General features: G+C 59.7%; 22 protein-coding genes and 1 pseudogene. 12 read left to right on the plus strand and 11 right to left on the minus strand.

Annotated features, from left to right (window positions below):
* The 4 genes from moaA to BM017_RS14540 all read left to right on the plus strand — a co-directional run bounded on the left by moaA (nt 1) and on the right by BM017_RS14540 (nt 4,501).
* Nucleotides 1–987, plus strand: coding sequence for a GTP 3',8-cyclase MoaA (gene moaA, locus BM017_RS14520; RefSeq protein ID WP_092245445.1), 987 nt, complete (start codon nt 1–3; stop codon nt 985–987).
* Nucleotides 988–1,627: 640 nt separating this feature from the next.
* Nucleotides 1,628–3,622 carry a ribonucleoside triphosphate reductase gene (locus tag BM017_RS14530; protein ID WP_092245451.1) on the plus strand — a complete coding sequence of 665 codons (1,995 nt, stop codon included), beginning with the start codon at nt 1,628–1,630 and terminating at the stop codon, nt 3,620–3,622.
* Between the two features lie 31 nt (nt 3,623–3,653).
* Entirely contained in the window at nt 3,654–3,809 is a 156-nt protein-coding gene (gene nrdD, locus BM017_RS14535) for an anaerobic ribonucleoside-triphosphate reductase (protein ID WP_058427276.1), read from the plus strand.
* Entirely contained in the window at nt 3,806–4,501 is a 696-nt protein-coding gene (locus BM017_RS14540) for an anaerobic ribonucleoside-triphosphate reductase activating protein (protein ID WP_092245454.1), read from the plus strand. Before nrdD ends, BM017_RS14540 begins: the two co-directional genes overlap by 4 nt.
* A 195-nt stretch (nt 4,502–4,696) precedes the next feature.
* Here the strand turns inward: BM017_RS14540 and BM017_RS14545 are convergent, their stop codons facing one another.
* The 4 genes from BM017_RS14545 to BM017_RS14560 are packed head-to-tail and all read right to left on the minus strand — an operon-like array spanning nt 4,697 to nt 7,742.
* A complete protein-coding gene (locus tag BM017_RS14545) occupies nt 4,697–6,043 on the minus strand; it encodes a 4Fe-4S binding protein (protein ID WP_092245456.1) in 1,347 nt (448 codons plus the stop codon).
* Nucleotides 6,040–6,879, minus strand: coding sequence for an FTR1 family iron permease (locus BM017_RS14550; protein WP_092245459.1), 840 nt, complete (start codon nt 6,877–6,879; stop codon nt 6,040–6,042). The genes BM017_RS14545 and BM017_RS14550 overlap by 4 nt, the downstream gene beginning before the upstream one ends.
* Before the next feature lie 9 nt (nt 6,880–6,888).
* Nucleotides 6,889–7,212: a cupredoxin domain-containing protein gene (locus BM017_RS14555; protein WP_092245463.1), complete on the minus strand. Its 324-nt coding sequence runs from the start codon at nt 7,210–7,212 to the stop codon at nt 6,889–6,891.
* Nucleotides 7,212–7,742: an iron transporter gene (locus BM017_RS14560; protein WP_092245465.1), complete on the minus strand. Its 531-nt coding sequence runs from the start codon at nt 7,740–7,742 to the stop codon at nt 7,212–7,214. Before BM017_RS14560 ends, BM017_RS14555 begins: the two co-directional genes overlap by 1 nt.
* 179 nt (nt 7,743–7,921) lie before the next feature.
* On the opposite strand from BM017_RS14560, the gene BM017_RS14565 reads away from it, so the two are divergent.
* Entirely contained in the window at nt 7,922–8,152 is a 231-nt protein-coding gene (locus tag BM017_RS14565; protein WP_092245468.1) for a DUF3079 domain-containing protein, read from the plus strand.
* Between the two features lie 8 nt (nt 8,153–8,160).
* On the opposite strand, the gene BM017_RS14570 is transcribed toward BM017_RS14565, so the two are convergent.
* Nucleotides 8,161–8,637 (minus strand): hemerythrin domain-containing protein, encoded by a 477-nt coding sequence (locus BM017_RS14570; RefSeq protein WP_092245471.1) that lies wholly within the window; start codon nt 8,635–8,637, stop codon nt 8,161–8,163.
* Nucleotides 8,638–8,903: 266 nt separating this feature from the next.
* Here BM017_RS14570 and BM017_RS14575 point away from each other — a divergent pair, with 266 nt between their 5' ends.
* Entirely contained in the window at nt 8,904–9,110 is a 207-nt protein-coding gene (locus BM017_RS14575; RefSeq protein WP_071491707.1) for a PLDc N-terminal domain-containing protein, read from the plus strand.
* A gap of 61 nt (nt 9,111–9,171) precedes the next feature.
* Here the strand turns inward: BM017_RS14575 and BM017_RS14580 are convergent, their stop codons facing one another.
* Nucleotides 9,172–9,732 (minus strand): type 1 glutamine amidotransferase domain-containing protein, encoded by a 561-nt coding sequence (locus BM017_RS14580; RefSeq protein ID WP_071491706.1) that lies wholly within the window; start codon nt 9,730–9,732, stop codon nt 9,172–9,174.
* A 193-nt stretch (nt 9,733–9,925) separates the two neighbouring features.
* Between BM017_RS14580 and BM017_RS14585 the strand changes: the two genes are divergently transcribed.
* Genes BM017_RS14585 through BM017_RS14595 form a run of 3 tightly spaced genes read left to right on the plus strand, consistent with a single transcriptional unit; the run spans nt 9,926 to nt 11,306 of the window.
* The gene (locus BM017_RS14585; RefSeq protein ID WP_092245474.1) at nt 9,926–10,138 is read left to right on the plus strand and encodes a hypothetical protein; all 213 of its coding nucleotides are present in this window, start codon (nt 9,926–9,928) and stop codon (nt 10,136–10,138) included.
* A gap of 2 nt (nt 10,139–10,140) precedes the next feature.
* Nucleotides 10,141–10,572 (plus strand): DNA methylase, encoded by a 432-nt coding sequence (locus tag BM017_RS14590; protein ID WP_092245477.1) that lies wholly within the window; start codon nt 10,141–10,143, stop codon nt 10,570–10,572.
* Nucleotides 10,569–11,306 (plus strand): DUF72 domain-containing protein, encoded by a 738-nt coding sequence (locus tag BM017_RS14595; RefSeq protein ID WP_092245479.1) that lies wholly within the window; start codon nt 10,569–10,571, stop codon nt 11,304–11,306. Before BM017_RS14590 ends, BM017_RS14595 begins: the two co-directional genes overlap by 4 nt.
* On the opposite strand, the gene BM017_RS14600 is transcribed toward BM017_RS14595, so the two are convergent.
* Nucleotides 11,271–12,056, minus strand: a complete 786-nt coding sequence (locus BM017_RS14600; RefSeq protein WP_071491702.1) for a DeoR/GlpR family DNA-binding transcription regulator — start codon at nt 12,054–12,056, stop codon at nt 11,271–11,273. The two genes, BM017_RS14595 and BM017_RS14600, sit on opposite strands and share 36 nt — an antisense overlap.
* Before the next feature lie 121 nt (nt 12,057–12,177).
* Between BM017_RS14600 and BM017_RS14605 the strand changes: the two genes are divergently transcribed.
* Nucleotides 12,178–13,338 carry an alpha-hydroxy acid oxidase gene (locus BM017_RS14605; RefSeq protein WP_092245482.1) on the plus strand — a complete coding sequence of 387 codons (1,161 nt, stop codon included), beginning with the start codon at nt 12,178–12,180 and terminating at the stop codon, nt 13,336–13,338.
* Between the two features lie 192 nt (nt 13,339–13,530).
* On the opposite strand, the gene BM017_RS14610 is transcribed toward BM017_RS14605, so the two are convergent.
* Complete coding sequence (locus tag BM017_RS14610) at nt 13,531–14,457, minus strand: alpha/beta hydrolase (protein WP_092245485.1); 927 nt, start codon at nt 14,455–14,457, stop codon at nt 13,531–13,533.
* A gap of 245 nt (nt 14,458–14,702) precedes the next feature.
* Here BM017_RS14610 and BM017_RS14615 point away from each other — a divergent pair, with 245 nt between their 5' ends.
* Nucleotides 14,703–15,290: an NUDIX domain-containing protein gene (locus tag BM017_RS14615; RefSeq protein ID WP_092245488.1), complete on the plus strand. Its 588-nt coding sequence runs from the start codon at nt 14,703–14,705 to the stop codon at nt 15,288–15,290.
* Nucleotides 15,291–15,507: 217 nt separating this feature from the next.
* On the opposite strand, the gene BM017_RS14620 is transcribed toward BM017_RS14615, so the two are convergent.
* From BM017_RS14620 to BM017_RS29630, 3 genes and pseudogenes are all read right to left on the minus strand, one after another.
* Nucleotides 15,508–15,924, minus strand: coding sequence for a hypothetical protein (locus tag BM017_RS14620; protein WP_092245491.1), 417 nt, complete (start codon nt 15,922–15,924; stop codon nt 15,508–15,510).
* A gap of 272 nt (nt 15,925–16,196) precedes the next feature.
* Nucleotides 16,197–16,556, minus strand: a complete 360-nt coding sequence (locus BM017_RS14630; protein ID WP_092245497.1) for a hypothetical protein — start codon at nt 16,554–16,556, stop codon at nt 16,197–16,199.
* Nucleotides 16,557–16,562: 6 nt separating this feature from the next.
* Nucleotides 16,563–16,996, minus strand: a pseudogene (locus tag BM017_RS29630) (RHS repeat-associated core domain-containing protein); the annotation flags it as partial.
* Between the two features lie 88 nt (nt 16,997–17,084).
* Here BM017_RS29630 and tnpB point away from each other — a divergent pair.
* Nucleotides 17,085–17,322, plus strand: a 238-nt coding sequence (gene tnpB / locus BM017_RS14640; RefSeq protein WP_256576812.1) for an IS66 family insertion sequence element accessory protein TnpB, incomplete at its 3' end; no start/stop codon positions are given.

The raw sequence follows: 17,322 nt of genomic DNA on the forward strand, positions 1-17,322 counted from the left end.
ATGAGCCTGGTGGATGGGCTCGGCCGTACCATCGATTACCTGCGCTTGTCGGTGACCGACCGGTGTGATTTTCGCTGTGTGTACTGCATGGCGAAGACCATGACCTTCCTGCCGCGCCAGCAGGTGTTGAGCCTGGAGGAACTGGAGCGCCTGGCCCGGCTGTTCGTGGGCCAGGGCGTGCGCAAGATCCGCCTGACCGGCGGTGAGCCGCTGATCCGGCCGGGGATTGTCGGGCTGTGCCGCAACATCGCGGCGCTGCCGGGCTTGCGTGAACTGGTGATGACCAGCAACGGCTCGCAACTGGCGCGATTGGCGCGCCCCCTGGTGGACGCAGGGGTCAAGCGCATGAACATCAGCCTCGACAGCCTGGACCCCGAGCGGTTTCGGGCGATCACCCGCAACGGTGACCTGCGCCAGGTACTGGACGGTATCGAGGCGGCGCGGGATGCGGGGTTCGAGCGGGTCAAGCTCAATTGCGTGGTGATGAAAGGGCGCAATTTCGACGAGGTGCCGGGGTTGGTGCGGTATGCGATCAAGCACGGGATCGATATCAGTTTTATCGAGGAAATGCCCTTGGGGGATGTGGGGCGTTCGCGCGGGGAGACGTTCTGTGCCAGTGATGACGTGCGTGGGGTGATTGCCCGTGAGCATGTGTTGCTCGACAGCACCGAGAGCAGCGGTGGGCCGGCCAGGTATGTGCGGTTGGTGGGGCATCCGCAGACGCGGATCGGGTTTATTTCGCCTAATTCGCAGAGTTTTTGCGGCAGTTGCAATCGGGTGCGGATGACGGTGGAGGGGCGGTTGTTGTTGTGTCTGGGGCAGGAGGATGCGCTGGACCTGCGTGGGTTGCTCAGGCGCTATCCCTTGGAGGATGGGCCGTTGGTTGAGGCGTTGCATCGGGCATTGCGGGGGAAGCCTTTGGGGCATGATTTTACGGGGGCGGGGGAGGTGCAGGTGGTGAGGTTTATGAGCGTGAGTGGGGGGTGATCGTGGGGTGTTTGGTCGTCGTGTACATATCCGTTTCTTCGGTCACGGCGGCTTATGGTTCCGCCGCAATGGGCCATCCATGGCCCAGTGCGGCTAACCCGGCGTCCTGCCGGGTTACCCACGGATTCAAGCCTGCGTTCGGCCAGCGTGTTTGACGGGGCGATCCCAGATCAAAAGCAAGAGCGCGGCGGCCTTAGAGCCGACCGGATTGTATGGCCGGTACTCGGTCAAAGTGTGGGAGGGGGCTTGCCCCCGATGGCAGTGGGTCAGTCACTGATGAGTTGGCTGACACACCGCCATCGGGGGCAAGCCCCCTCCCACAGTTTGATCTCCATACATCAGTTAGATATCCGCCTGCTTTTGATCTGGCTTTTGATTTTGATCTTAGGCGGCCCCCCAAATCACTGTCGAATTACGGGCACACCGAGCCTAAGCGAGGTGCCGAGTGTTAGGGCAAGAGCGTTTTGCTTACTTTTGTGCTTTTCAAAAGTGAGCCGCCGTGACCGAAGAAACGGATATGCCCCCGATCTGAAAAACCTTGACCCCGATCAAGGGCACCCAAGACCAATCCCCGTAATCTCACTGCATATTGTGTTTAAAGACTAAAAAATATCTATATGTAGTGTCTGGAGCCTCCCCAATGCAAACCGCGCTCACCCCCCTGACCAGCACCCGCCTGCACAAACGCGACGGCACGCTCGTCCCCTTCGACGCCGAAAAAATCCGCCAGGCCCTGATCGCCGCCGGCACCGCCACCGGCGAATACCAGACCACTGACGTCGACCTGCTGCTGGGCGCCGTCCTGGCCCGCCTGAGAGGCATCGACCAACTGGACGTCGAACAAATCCAGGACAGCGTCGAACGCGTATTGATGGACGCCGGCTACTTCCTGTCGATGCGCGCCTACATCGTCTACCGCGAACAACACGGCCGCCTGCGCCGCGACCGCAAGACCCTGGTGGAAGTCGCCACCTCGATGAACGAATACCTCGACCGCGAAGACTGGCGCGTGCAGGCCAACGCCAACCAGGGCTATTCCCTCGGTGGGCTGGTGCTGAATGTGGCGGGCAAGGTCACCGCCAATTACTGGCTGGATGAGGTCTACAGCGAGCAGATCGGCCGTGCGCACCGCGAAGCCGATTTGCATATCCATGACCTGGACATGCTCGCCGGTTACTGCGCCGGCTGGTCCCTGCGTTCGTTGTTGCATGAAGGCCTCAATGGCGTACCGGGGCGTGTGGAGGCGGGGCCGCCCAAGCACTTGAGCAGCGCGTTGGGGCAGATGGTCAACTTTCTCGGCACCCTGCAGAACGAGTGGGCCGGCGCGCAGGCGTTCAGTTCCTTCGACACGTACCTGGCGCCCTATGTGCGCAAGGATCAGCTGAGCTATCCGCAAGTGCGCCAGGCGGTGCAGGAGTTCATCTACAACCTCAACGTGCCGTCACGCTGGGGCACCCAGACGCCGTTTACCAACCTGACCTTCGACTGGGTTTGCCCAGAAGACCTGCGTGAACAGGTGCCGGTGATCGGCGGTGAGGAAATGCCGTTTGCCTATGGCGACCTGCAAGCCGAGATGGAGCTGATCAACCGCGCCTACATCGAAGTGATGCAGGCCGGGGACGCCAAGGGCCGGGTGTTCACCTTCCCGATTCCGACCTACAACATCACCCATGATTTCCCCTGGGACAGCGACAACGCCGACCGCCTGTTCGAGATGACCGCACGTTACGGCCTGCCGTATTTCCAGAACTTCCTCAACTCGGACATGCAGCCCAACCAGGTGCGCTCGATGTGCTGCCGCCTGCAACTGGACGTGCGCGAATTGCTCAAGCGTGGCGGCGGCCTGTTTGGCTCGGCGGAGCAGACCGGCAGCCTGGGGGTGGTGACCATCAACTGTGCGCGCCTGGGCTACCTGTTCAAGGGGGATACCTCGGGCTTGCTGCAACGCCTGGACAGCCTGATGGAGATGGCCATGGAGAGCCTGGAGGTCAAGCGCAAGGTGATCCAGCATCACATGGACGCCGGTCTCTACCCCTACACCAAGCGCTACCTGGGCACACTGCGCAATCACTTCTCCACCATCGGCCTCAATGGCATGCACGAGATGCTGCGCAATTTCAGCGGTGATGAGCAGGGCATGCACACCGAGCAGGGCCGCGCCTTTGCGCTCAAATTGCTCGACCACGTGCGCGCCACCTTGCTGCGCTTCCAGGAGGACACCGGCCATCTCTACAACCTCGAGGCGACGCCGGCCGAAGGCACTACCTACCGCTTCGCCAAGGAAGACCGCAAGCGCTACCCCGACATCTTGCAAGCGGGCAGCGATGTCGCGCCGTACTACACCAACTCGTCGCAACTGCCGGTGGGCTTTACCCAGGACCCCTTTGAAGCCCTGGAGCTGCAAGACGAACTGCAATGCAAATACACCGGCGGCACCGTGTTGCACCTGTACATGGCCGAGCAGATTTCCTCGACCCAGGCCTGCAAGCAGTTGGTGCGCAAGGCGCTGGGGCGTTTCCGCCTGCCGTACCTCACGGTGACGCCGACCTTTTCGATCTGCCCGGTGCATGGCTATCTGGCCGGTGAACATGAGTTCTGCCCCAAGTGCGATGAAGCCCTGGCAGCCGCCCGTTAAACCAAGCTTTTCAACCCCAAGGAGATTCACCATGCAAGCATCCCAGCCACAACGTCAGCGCTGCGAAGTCTGGACCCGGGTGATGGGTTATCACCGGCCGGTGTCGGCGTTCAACCCCGGCAAGCAATCCGAGCACAAGGAGCGCGTGCACTTCACCGAAACGGCTGCGGCGGCCGGGCGGCAATGAGCCGAGCGCTACGGGTCGGGGGCCTGGTGCCCCTGACCACCCTCGACTACCCCGGCATGCTCGCTTGCGTGCTGTTCTGCCAGGGCTGTGCCTGGCGTTGTCGTTACTGCCACAACCCGGACCTGATCCCGCCGCGCGCCAGCACGCAAGTGGATTGGCGCCGGGTGCTGCTGTTCCTGCAACGGCGCCGGGACTTGCTCGATGCCGTGGTGTTCAGCGGTGGCGAGCCGACTTTGCAGGAAGGCTTGCCGGCGGCGATGGATGAAGTGCGGGCGATGGGTTTTCACATCGGCTTGCACAGCGCCGGGATCAAGCCGGCAGGGTTTGCCAATGCGTTGCGTCATGCCGACTGGGTCGGGTTCGACGTGAAGGCCCTGGCCGAAGACTGCCAGTCGATCACCCAGGTCAAGGGCAGCGGCGCCGCCAACTGGCGCAGCCTCGACACTTTGCTCGCCAGTGGCGTGGACTATGAATGCCGCACCACGGTGCATTGGCACTTGATCGACCCACCCCGGTTGTTGCTGCTGGCCCAGCGTCTGCAAGCCACCGGTGTGCAGCGCTTCGCCGTGCAAATGGTGCGCACCGTCAGCATGCTCGACCGGCAATTGCCGAGTGCGCCGGCACAGGCCGCGTTACCCGAGCTGTGGGGCCGTTTGCGCGAGTTGTTTCCCGCGTTTGTCTTGCGCGGGTGATCACCCTACGCCTTGCACGACCTGGCTGGCCCCCAGCCATGCACCGCAGCAGTGCGCGGGTTGGCAAATGTGGGAGGGGGGCTTGTCCCCGATGACGCAGTATCAGTGACAGATGGACTGGCTGACCCACTGCCATCGGGGGGCAAGCCCCTTCCCACAGTTTCAATCCTGGCAGGTTCTGATATAGCGCTTGCTTCAGTGAGCCCAGCCCCAGAACTGCAGCCACCAGCCATAGCCGATCAACCCGGTACTCATCAGCATGCATAGGAACGCCCGTCCGCGAGGCAGTCCCTCGAGTCGTTGCCACGCCAACCACAGGCACCAGCCGATCGCCGCCATCAAGATCCCCGCTCGCAGCGGTTGCACCCACGCCAATACCAAGCCTTCATACCGCAACAGCTTCACCGTGGTCGCCGACAACCCCAGGAACAATCCTGCGCCCGCCAGGGGCGTCAACGTCAATGCCAGGGGCCGAAACATTGCGCCATCACTCGCCCAGCGCGCAGCCAGGTGCAACAACAGCCAGCACCCGCCGCCCACCACCAGCGAACTGGCGGCCAGATACAGCACGATGCACGCCCCATCCAGCCAACTGAAACTGTCATTGAGTTGCGGATAATGGGTGAGCAACCACCAGGGGGCGTTGTCTTGCAGCGGCCATAGCCAGTCGCGGCTCACCATCCACTCGGCCAGGTGTTGCTTGAGGGCGATGAACCAGGGGCTCAGCGTCCACTGAAACGCGCCCATGGCCAGGCCGATCACGCCGAACAGCAGCAGGCGTACGTCCCAGGCCGAACCGTGTTGCAACGGAGCCTGCAGAATTTCCTGGTTGCATGAGCGGGCGATCAATTGCACCGCGCCGCGTTGCCCGCTGCAGCGGCCGCAGGCGTGGCATTCGCTGGCGCCTTGCAGGCGACGGATGTCCAGCAGCGGCGCGCAGTTGGGCAACGGCAGGCGCGGCGCGGCGTTGGCCTTCCAGCGTTGTTCATCCACGGCGAAGTACACCGGCGCCAGGCGGGCGAGCAGGGCGAAGACGCCGCTGACCGGGCACAGGTAGCGGCACCAGACGCGTTTGCCGCGCACGAACAGCAGGCCCACCACAACCGCCGCGAGAGTCGAGCCACCGAGGATCAGCAGCGCGGCCGGGGCGTAGTCGTACACGCTGATCAACTGGCCATAGAGCGTGGTCAAGCAAAAACCCAGGGTCGGCCAGCCGCCCCAGCGTAGCCAGCGCGGAATGCCCAGGCCGCGTCCGTGCTGGCTGGCCCATTCGCTCAAGGCACCTTCCGGGCAGAGCACGCCGCACCACAGGCGCCCGAACAGCACCATCGACAGCAACACGAAGGGCCACCAGAGGCCCCAGAAGATGAATTGTGCAAGCAGCGTGAGGTTGTTGAGCAGGCGCGCCTGGCTGTCCGGCAGGGGCAGCAGCGTCGGCAACACCAGCAGCACGGCGTACACCAGCACCACCATCCATTGCACGATTCGGATCAGCCGCCCATGGCGGCGCATGCCATCGCCCAGTCGCTGTAGCCAGCTCATGCGGCTTGCCGTGACCGGCGCAGGCCGTTACCCACCAGCAGCCAATAGCCGAGCAACACCATTACCGTGATCAGGCTGGGCGCGGCACGGTAGCCGGCGAAGTCTGCCAGCAACGCGCCCAGGCCATGGCTGTCACTGAGCAGCAGGCTGCTGTCCCAGCGGCTGTCGCCAAAGGCCGAGTAGACCCAGTCGGGCATGTCCATCGCCAACAGTTGCCCACTGATGCGGTCCACCGCAGACACCAGCAAAGCGCCGCCCAGCAGCAACAGCAAGGCTTCGCTGACGGCAAAAAAACGTGCCCAGGAAATAAAGCGTCGGCTGCTGCGCAACAGCACCACGCTCAGCCCGGCCAGCAGCAGCCCCAGCACGCCACCGACGGCGAACAGGCCCAGAGCTTCGTCGTGCAGACGGGCACCGGCGCCATACAAAAACACCACGGTCTCGCTGCCTTCGCGGCTCACTGCCAGCAGGGCCAGCAGCAACACGCCCCAACCGCCGTGCCGGGCCAGGTGCTGGTCGGCTTCATTGACCAGCCGGTGTTTGAGCATGGGCGCATGGCGATGCATCCAGAACACCATCTGCACCATCAGGCCGCTGGCGGCCAGGGTCAGCGCCGCTTGCAGCCATTCACCCTCGGGGCCGGTCATGGTTTCGCCAGCCCACAGCATCAACCCCGCCAGCCCGGCGGAACCGAGCAGGCCCAGCAGGATGCCGGCCCAGAGGTAGCGGGCCAGGCGTGAGCGACCGGCCTGGCAGCTGATCCAGGCCTGCAGAATGCCGATCACCAGCAGCGCCTCGACGCTTTCGCGCCACACAATAAACATCGATGTGTTCATCAACAGCTCCTATTCGGCGCGGATGCTGCCTTGGGGCAGTTGGGGGTTGAATTCGTCGAAGAACGGATAGGTGCCTGGCTTCAGAGGATGGATCACCACAAAGGTGGTCACCCCAGGGGACAAGACTTTCTCCACCCGCAACGGTGTGCTCTCGAATTCGGCCGGGCCTTGGCCGAGGTTCTTGAGTACGATCTTGAAACGCTCGCCGGCCTTGACCGCCAACTGGGGCGGCGTGAAGTGGCCGTCTTGCAGAGTCAGCTCATAGCTGGGCAAGGGCGCCGCCAAGGCTGCACCGTTCAGCGAAAAAACGCCGAGCAGCAGGGCGCGGCGCATCAATAGCCGCCTTTCTTGCCGATGCCGGCATAGACGAATTCGTAATGCACTTCGCAGCGTTCGAACCAGGGGGCGACGCCGGTTTCCTTGTCGGTGTGACGGCCCAGGGAGGGGTGGCCGGAAGGAGGGGTGACGGTGAAGGTCAGGCTGTACTTGCCCGGCCCTTGCAGTTTGACGTTGTCGCCATAGTGCGGGCCGTCATTGGCGACCATGGCGTGGAAGTCACCGTTGATGGGCGGCGTGTCACCTTGTTTTTTCAGCGCGAAGGACAGGTTCAGGTAAGGCACGAAACTGCCTTCCTGAAAGCCTTGGGCGTTGTCTGCCGTGGCGCGCACATCGGCTTCCAGGTGCACGTCGGAATCGGCGGTGGCGCGCATCATGCCGGCGGGGGCCATCTCGATCGGTTGCAGGTACACCGCACCGATTTCCAGCCCCGGGCAGTGTTGCGGTTCGCCGATCGGGTACTCCTTGGCGGACACCGCGAAGGTGGTCATCAACAGGAGAATGGGCAGCAGGGATGAGGTACGCATGAGGGCTTCCTGACGGGAAAGGGGAGAGGGCCCGAGTCTAGGAAGGTCTGCCGTGAATAATAATGATTCTTGTCAAATTTGCAGGATATTTCATGATTGCCCGGCTTGATCCGTGTCAAGGCCGGGTTGGTATCGTGGCATTAGACTTGACCTACAGTTCACCGGTAGGAAGCTGCTTCATGGCCAAGCCATTTCCGCTGCATCCCAAACACCCTGAACGCATCTGCTGGGGGTGTGACCGCTATTGCGGCGCCTCTGACCTGGCCTGCGGCAACGGTGCCGATCGCACCATGCATCCGGCCGAAATGCTCGGTGATGACTGGTACGAACAGGGCGATTGGGGATTGGCGCCCGAACCTTCGCCAGCACCCGGCACCGAAGCCCCGGCACTACCCGTGAGGCTTCGGTGAAACATGCTTCAGGCTGCCAGGGTCTTGGTCGCCTGCTGCTTTTTATGCGCTGTTTTCATTGCTTCCATCTCGGCGCCCAGTTCTTCAAGTTGTGCTTTCCCGAGTAATTTTCGCGCTTGAGGAAACATCTCGCTTTCCTCCTCTTCGATATGGTGTTCCAACAGCTCCTTGACCACTTTGACCCGGCCGGAAAACTCTGTGGTCGAAGGTTCGGTCTGCTTCAGGTCGGGCAGTACCAGGGCGTCGACGGTACGGTGCTCTTCCTTGGCCTCGTGGTACATGATGTCTTGTTCCTTGCCCCCGGCTTTTCTGAACGCCGGGTACAGGATTTCTTCCTCCAGCTTGGTGTGCAGGCTGATTTCCGCTTCCAGCTTGGCCAGCAGTTCAGTGCGTTTCTTGACCCCGCGTTCGGTGGATTCACTCAGTTGAGTCAACAGGGCTTTGACGCGTTCGTGGTCGGCTTTGAGCAGGTCAATCGCATTCATGGGTGACACCTCACGGGAAAGTCAGGGCGTGTCGAAATGCACGCCTCGTCCAGTGCAGGAGTGCATCAGTTGTACCAACCTGAGCTTTTTGAAATACCTCTACAAATTCAATGGCCTACAGCGAGTGCGTGACGGTGCTGTTCGTGCAGGTTGCATGGTTGGCCCTGTGGCGCATTGCATTCCACCACGGCGCAAGGTTCGCGCAAATTTAAATGAACCCTCACGGCCGATGCTTGACCTAACGCATACGACCTAGGAGGTGAAGCATGGAAATTCAATATATCTGGATTGGGCTGGCGGTGATTCTGTTGCTGCTGGAGTTGTGGGCGATCAATATCGTGTTGCGCAGCACGGGGGGCTGGGAGTCCAAAGGATTATGGCTGGTGGTGCTGATTTTTGTGCCGCTGTTGGGGCTGATCGCCTGGGCGATGTTCGGGCCGAAACGGGAAATGCCGGAGCATCGTAAAAGCTGAGGCATCAGCCCATAAAAAACAGGCGCCTCGACGGCGCCTGTTTTCGTTCAGCGCTCGGGCATCAGCTTGCCACAGCCCTTGCAATTGCCTCATTGAATGCCGGCAGATCGTCCGGCGTACGCGAAGTAATCAGGGTCCAGCCGTTGGCCTTGCATTCCTTGACCTCGGCATCGACCCAGCCGGCGGCACCGGCGTTTTCCAGGTCAATACGCACGCTCTTGTAGGAGGTCAGGGTCTTGCCCTTGATCACGCCTGCGTCAATCAGTGCCCAGGGCCCGTGACAAATCGCCGCTACGGTTTTACCCGCCTGCACGAATTCGTTGATCAGCTTCAACGCGGCCGCATCCTGGCGAAGCGTGTCCGCATTGACGGTGCCGCCGGGAATGACCAGTGCATCGAAATCAGCACCGGAGAGCTCGGACAGTTTTGCAGCGGATTCCACCGTCTGGTCTTTCTCGGTGTCGCCGACGAAGGTCTGTGTGGTGCCGCCCTTGCTGGAGGCGTGGGTCACCGTCGCGCCATGCCCGCGCAGTGCTTCCAACGGTTTGAGCAGTTCATCGCGCTCAATGCCGGTATTGGAGGTGATAACCAGAATATTCTTGCCGTTTAGGTGTGAACTCATGATCGAGTGTCTCCTGATGGGGAATGGGATCTGAGAGAGTTGATCCAGCGCGGGCGACAAAGGTTTAAATTAATTTGCGCTTATTTTCCGGGCGGTTGGCGCGGGCAATTTCCTTGAACTATCCACATCAGCAGGCCTCTGCTGCTTAAGCGCCCGTCATTTTCACGGGCCTTCAATTGACTGGAGACTCACCATGAATGCCGATAAAACCCCAGCACCCATCAGCTCTGAAGAAGCCCAGCGGGGCACCGAAAAGGCTGACAAGGGCCAGACTCTGGAACGCCCGAATCCCAGGACCGAAACCGTCGATAAAGTAGTGACGCCCACCGAGATCAAAGACATCGAGCGTCAGACCGATGCCATCAATGAACAGGCCGCCAAGGCCGAGCGCAAACTGGGCCACTGAACATGGCCCGCGCCATCAGCGCGTCGGAGTTGGGCATTGAACTCAAGCCCGGCGACGACCACAGTCTGTTCAAGTGGTTTATCGCCAGCTTCCTGATGGGCAAGCGTATCCAGGCACCGATTGCCGCGCAGGCCTATAAAGTGATTGTCGAGGAAGAAGGCCGTGACACTGCGCGCAAGCTGCAGCACTGCACATCGCGTGAATTGGTGGCCATGCTGGGACGCGCGCATTACGTGCGCTATGACGAAACCACCGCGCAACGCTTGCTCGACCTCAGCGCCAGGTTGAACGCCGAATACGCCGGCAAGATCACCCATATGCGCAGTGTCAGCGAAAGCCGTGAGGCCTTCGAAAAACGCCTTGGGGAATTCGACGGGGTGGGCCCCAAGACCATCGAGATTTTCATGCGCGATGCTGTCAAGGTGCTGTTTTGACTGCAGCTCCCTATGTGGGCTGTGCCGGCTGGAGTTTGCCGCGTGAATACTGGCCGAGGTTCAGCGGTGAGGGCACGCACCTGCAGCGCTATGCTTCACGCTTCAATGCGGTGGAAATCAACAGCTCCTTCTATCGTCCGCACCTGGCGAAGACGTATGCACGCTGGGCGGATTCGGTGCCCTCAGGCTTCCGTTTCTCGGTCAAAGTGCCCAAGCGCCTCACTCATGAGCTGCGCCTGCAAGGCTGTGAGGCTGCACTGGATGAGTTTCTTGGGCAATGCCTGCAACTGGGCGAAAAGCTGGGTTGCCTGTTGGTGCAATTACCGCCTTCGTTGCATTACGAACCGCTCGTTGCCAGCGCATTCTTCACGGCGTTGCGCCGACGTTTCATGGGCCACGTAGTGCTTGAGCCACGTCATGGGAGTTGGCTTGCGGCTGAGGAGATGTTGCGCCACCTGCAGGTCGGGCGAGTGGCGGCCGACCCGCCGCTTATTGCGTCGGGAGAAACACCGGCCGGTTGGCAGGGCGTGCGTTATTGGCGCCTGCACGGGACGCCGCGCATTTATCACAGCGGCTATGGACCTGAACGGGTCCAGGCTTATGCCCGTTTGTTCAGTGCGTCCATGGAGGATGGCGTGCCCACCTGGTGCATCTTCGACAACACGGCCAGCGGCCTGGCAACCTCCGATGCGCTGTCCCTACTCGACCTCTACCCGCAGCACTTCCACACCTAGCTGTTCATACGCTTGCACATTCGGCACGTGCCATTCGGTAATCAACGTGTGTATGCGGCTGCACGGTGCCACCACAAACGGCTCCACGGCGCCGATCTTGTCGGCCATGGTCACCGCCACCACATGGGACGCACTGTCGAGCAAGGCTTGCTTGACCGCGACCTCGTCAAAATGCAGCGAACTGATACCGACTTGCGGATGCAGCGCGCACACGCCGGTAAACAACAGGTCGGCCTTGATGCTCTGGATCAACCGCACGGTTTCATGGCCGCCGGTGGACAGCGTCGCCGGGTTGAGTTGGCCGCCGGTGAGGATCACTTTTACATCGGGATGGTCCGCCAGGGCGATGGCGATCATCGGCGAGGTGGTGACCACCGTCAGGCGGATCGAGTGCGGCAAGGACTGAGCGATCTGCAGGGTGGTGGAGCCGGAATCGAACAGCACGATCTGGCCATCCTCGACCCGTTCGGCGGCCAGGCGGGCGAGGTGGCGCTTGGCGTCGTTGGTTTCGCCCACTCGGGTGAAAAAATCCTTGCCGGTGTCTTTGGGTCGGGGCAGGGCGCCGCCGTGCACGCGTTGCAGCAGGCCGGCAGCGGCGAGCTCGCCAAGGTCGCGGCGGATGGTGTCCTGGGACACGGCGAAGTGCTCCACCAGCTCCGAGGCGGTGACTTTGCCGTCGCGTTCCAGCAGCAACAAAATCTTCTGTTTGCGCAAAGAAGGCAGGTCGATGGCTTGATGGGTGTTGTGCATGGTTTTGCGTCTTTTTGCGGGTTTGTGCGAGATTAGTCGTCTCATGCCGTAAACGCAATGGCTGGTTGTGCGGGCGATGGGCGGTTACTCTCAGCATTCAGTCCAGGGAGAGGTGACCTAGATGTCGTTGATCACAACCATCGAAGATTTACGCAAGCTCGCGCAAAAACGTGTGCCACGGATGTTCTACGACTATGCCGATTCCGGCTCCTGGACTGAGAGCACCTACCGCGCCAACGAAAGCGACTTTGCCCGCATCAAGTTCCGCCAGCGGGTGGCGCGCAATATCGACGAGCGCTCGATCCGCGCCAGCATGATCGGCCAGGACATGGCCATGCCCGTCGCGCTGGCGCCGACCGGTTTGGCCGGCATGCAGCATGCCGATGGCGAGATTCTCACCGCCCGCGCTGCCGCTGCATTTGGCCTGCGCTACACCTTGTCGACCATGAGCATCTGTTCGCTGGAAGACATCGCCGAGCACGTCGGCCAGCCGTTCTGGTTCCAGTTGTACGTGATGCGCGACCGCGCCTTTATCGAGCAGTTGATCGAGCGCGCCAAGGCCGCCGGCGTGGATGCATTGGTGCTGACCCTCGACTTGCAGATCCTCGGGCAACGCCACAAGGACTTGATCAATGGCCTGTCCGCGCCGCCCAAACTGACCCTGCCGAATATCCTCGACATGGCCACCAAGCCGCGTTGGGTGATGGGCATGCTTGGCACTAAACGGCGCGGCTTCGGCAATATCGTCGGGCATGTTAAAGGCGTGGCCGACATGAGTTCGCTGTCGTCCTGGACCGCCCAGCAATTCGACCCGCGCCTGAGTTGGGACGATGTGGAGTGGATCAAGCAGTGCTGGGGCGGCAAGTTGATCATCAAGGGCATTCTTGATGTGGAGGATGCACGCTTGGCCGCAAATGCCGGTGCCGATGCGCTGGTGGTGAGCAACCACGGAGGACGGCAATTGGATGGCGCGCCGTCGAGCATCAGCCAGTTGCCGGCGATCGTGGCGGCGGTGGGGGAGCGCATCGAGGTGTGGCTCGACGGCGGCATTCGCTCCGGCCAGGACGTGCTCAAGGCGGTGGCGTTGGGTGCCAAAGGCACGATGATCGGTCGGCCGCATTTGTATGGCCTGGGGGCGATGGGCGAGGCGGGTGTGACCAAGGCGCTCGAGATCATTGCCCGCGAGTTGGACGTGACGATGGCGCTGTGTGGGTATAACGATATACGCGATGTGAATCGCGAAATTTTGTTGCCGGGGACATTCCCGGAAAACGTTTACTGAGCAAAAAAAGCGTAAAAAAATAAAAAGAGTTGTCCACGAAAACCGTGGGTATCTCTGTGGATAACTTTGCGAAGCCCCGGCAGGGTTGGCGATTTAAGCCAAGATCAATATTTGATCAACTTCGGATTTGGCCCAGCATGGCCTGGGTTTGCGCTTGACAGGCAAGCACGAACCCAGTGCCGAAAAACATTTTTACGAGTCGCCGTTGCGGCCTGTGGAGTGGGTGACAACCTGCGTCGGCATCTTCGCTTGCATCAGTTTGTCCAGCGCCTGGCCATAACTGCGACCGGCCAGGCTCATGCTGTTGTTGTGGCTGGCACCGGGCACCAGTAACAGCCGCTTGGGCTCCCGGGCGGCTTCAAACAACTGCTGGCTGAAGCGCGGCGGTACGTAGCGGTCGTCAAGGCCATGCACCACCAGCAGCGGCATATGGATGTCGGCGATCTTGTCGATGGAGTCGAACTTCTGTGACAGCAACCAACGCACCGGCAGTGAGGTATTCGCCACGGCGGTGGCCACATCCGCCAGCGACGTAAAGGTGGATTCGATGACGAGGCCACGTACCGGCAACGGTGTCTGTTTGCCCAATTCGGCAGCCAGGTCGATGGCTACCGCGCCCCCCAGCGAGTGCCCGTAGATCAGGCGTTTCTGTGGGTCGGGTTGCAGCACCTGGAAGCGTTCCCATGCGATGCGTGCGTCTTCGTACACGGTGGTTTCCGACGGCAGCTCGCCGTGGCTCTTGCCGAAGCCGCGATAGTCGATGGCCAGCACCGAATAACCCAGGGCGTGCAGTTGCTCGATGCGAAACAGCTGCCCGGTGAGGTTCCAGCGCACGCCGTGCAGGTAGAGGATCGCGGGAGCATCTTTCTTGTCCGCCGGGTACCACCAGCCATGGATGTTCTGCCCCGATTTGAAGCTGGCCGGCTTGAGTTCGAATTCCTGCACCGCCTTGGGCAAGCCGCTGTACCAACTGGCGGTGCCTGGCTCGATGCGAAACACCAGTTCGCGTTCCTTGTGTTGCAGCACGGCGCAGCCCACCGGCAGGCCGACGATCAACAGCGCCATGCACAGCAGCGGAAACCAGCGCAGGCTCAGGCGCGAGAAAAAACGTGAGGACATGAAGGTTCCAGGTAAAAGGTCAAGCAGGGGTTTTACCAGATGGCTTGCCCAGGCAGGTATTAATTCGACAGCCGCCCATGGGTGTTTCTTACAAAGTGTTACTGCATTGAACAAGACGTGCAGAGATTGTTAGGGTGGGTGATCGTCACCGGCGACGCATGTGGGTTACATCCTGCGCGCCAGCAATGATCCATTTGCCTGGGATCGCATGAAACAAACACTCGCCCTTTCTTGAGAGTACGACCATGGACACCAGCCCCGTTCGCATCACCGCCGAAGAGACCCTTTCGAAGAACTGGTACCTGCTGAAAAAGTACAGCTTCGACCTGCGCCGCCGCGACGGCAGCTGGCAAACCCAGACCCGCGAGGTGTACGACCGCGGCAATGGCGCAACCATCCTGCTGTACAACCGCGCCCAGCGCACGGTGTTGCTGATTCGCCAGTTCCGCATGCCGACGTTCGTCAATGACTACCATGGTTACCTGATCGAAGCGGCGGCCGGGCTGCTGGATAACGCCAGTCCAGAAGAGCGCATCCGCCTGGAGGCCGAGGAAGAGACCGGCTATCGCGTTGGCCATGTGGAGAAAATCTACGCAGCGTTCATGAGCCCGGGCTCGGTGACCGAGCGGATTCACTTTTTCATGGGTGAGTATCAGCCTGCCGACCAGGTGAGCAACGGTGGTGGGCTGGAAGAGGAGGGCGAAGATATCGAAGTGCTGGAGTTGGGATTCGAGCAGGCACTGGGGATGGTGCAGAGCGGGGAGATTGTGGATGGGAAGACCATCATGTTGTTGCAGCATCTGGAGTTGCGCATGCTCAAAGAGGGTTGGTGAGACCCCTTTGTTTGGGTGATCCCGTTTGTTGTGGTTCGTAGCCTTCCTGTGGTGAGCAGGCTTGCCCTGCGTTGGGCTGCGCAGCAGCCCCAAAAACAGGCAATGCCGATTTACCTGAAAACACCCATCGTCTGGATTGGGGCCGCTTCGCGGCCCAACGCAGGGCAAGCCTGCTCGCCACAGAGGGGCGGTGTTGCCTTGGAGGGCGGTGTTTCGGTTACCAGGTTGACTGGTCTTCGAGGCTGGCCTTTTGGAGGTCATCTCGCCAAACCTCATTGGCTAGTCGATAGATGTCGGCGAAAAAGCCCCGCGGATCGGCGATTTCTGTTTCGTCCCAGGCCATCGTTATGTATTCGTCGTAGTCGCTTTTGAATTCTTTTGAGAAGTCAAAGTCGTGGTTGTCCAGTGCATCCCTGAGAGCTGACATCAATACGAAACGATGTCTGTATGATAGGTACATAAGGTCTTTGAGGATAAAAGAAACTATGATCTCTTCCCTGTCTTTCTGATTGTTAGGATCATATTTCCATAGTTCTTTTCCAACTGTTTCCTCAAGATCGTATATGGATAAAGCTCCTAGTATATGAGAGATATTAGGGGTGTATGGAGTGTTCATAAATGGGCATTTCAGCATCGTCTGCTCACTTCGGGAATGCGGTGAATGGTCGAGTGGGATTGTTTCTATCAAACCGGGCGCAGCCTTCTTGTGGCGAGCAGGCTTGTCCTGCGCTGGGCTGCGCAGCAGCCCAAAAAACAGGCAATGCCGATTTACTTAAAAAACCCATCGCCTGGACTGGGGCCGCTTCGCGACCCAACGCGAGCAAGCTCGATTGCCACAAGGAGGGAGGCTGGCTTCTTAGAATTCTTCGATACCTACCCCGGCAGAAGCCAGATGCGCTTGTTTTCTTAATTTACCGATCTTGGCGAGTCGTAGTAGTTTTTTAAACATATCAATAAGACCTGCATAAACTTTCTCTGATTAATTAAAGGTGCGCTGAAATAGGTTGTCATGCTTTTGAAAACTGCATTAAAATTATCATTGATGGCTAAGAAATGTGTGATCGAGGCAATGAACCACTCCTGCTCACTCCTTGTGTAATTGAGAAATTCTGGTTTGGTTAATTCGTCAAAAAGATCTGTAAGTTCTTTTTCGTTATTTACGTCTTTTGATGCAATTAGTTTCTCTCGCTCTAAGTCGTCAGTGTTTTCGATATCGTAAGTGAACAGTAATCCACGAATTATTGACATGCTAGGCTTGTTTTTCATTTTTAGTCATTTCTCCGTGTACGCAGTTTTTGGGTGGCCTTGATTGTTTAATATCACCCTTGCTTTACGTTGTTGGCTATATTCCATTCCCTCTCTTGAGTATCCTTCGCCAACAATTTTGCCCATATCCATTGGTTCTAGTGATGCAGCGTGTCCGTTTCGTCTGAAAATAAGCTGGGCTCTGTATATCGAGTTTAACTGATCTCTATGGCTGAGATAATGTGTTGCAGCAGGTGGGTATTTAGGTTCCCCATTTTTTGGACCCGATGTGTAGCGCTCAATAATTCCGGGTTGGGCACGCACTAGTACGCATTGATCCCACCCGCCAGCTTCACCGGGTCCGGCGTCAGGTAACGCCCAACATCCGGATTGTAGTAACGATGGCGGTTGTAATGCAGCCCGCTTTCCTGATCGAAATACTGGCCCTGGAAGCGCAGCGGGGTGTAACCGATCCATCACCCACACATTCAAAGCCGCCCATTGAAGCCCGATGCTGCGCTCCCGATCTCTTTCTGGAGCCAGCACCTCATGATGCGTCCCGACGCCAAAGTCGAAAAAGTTTACCTTTACCCCAAGTCCGTGGACTTCCGAAAATCCATCGACGGCCTGGCCGCCCTGGTCGAGCTGGATATCAAGGTGGCCGTCTTCGACCCGGTACTTTTCGTTTTTCTGAATCGCTCCCGCAACCGGGTGAAAATCCTCTATTGGGAGCGCAACGGCTTCTGTCTTTGGCTCAAGCGCCTGGAATCCGAGCGTTTCAAAACCT

This window comes from Pseudomonas sp. NFPP04 (assembly GCF_900113815.1).
GTDB lineage: Bacteria > Pseudomonadota > Gammaproteobacteria > Pseudomonadales > Pseudomonadaceae > Aquipseudomonas > Aquipseudomonas extremorientalis.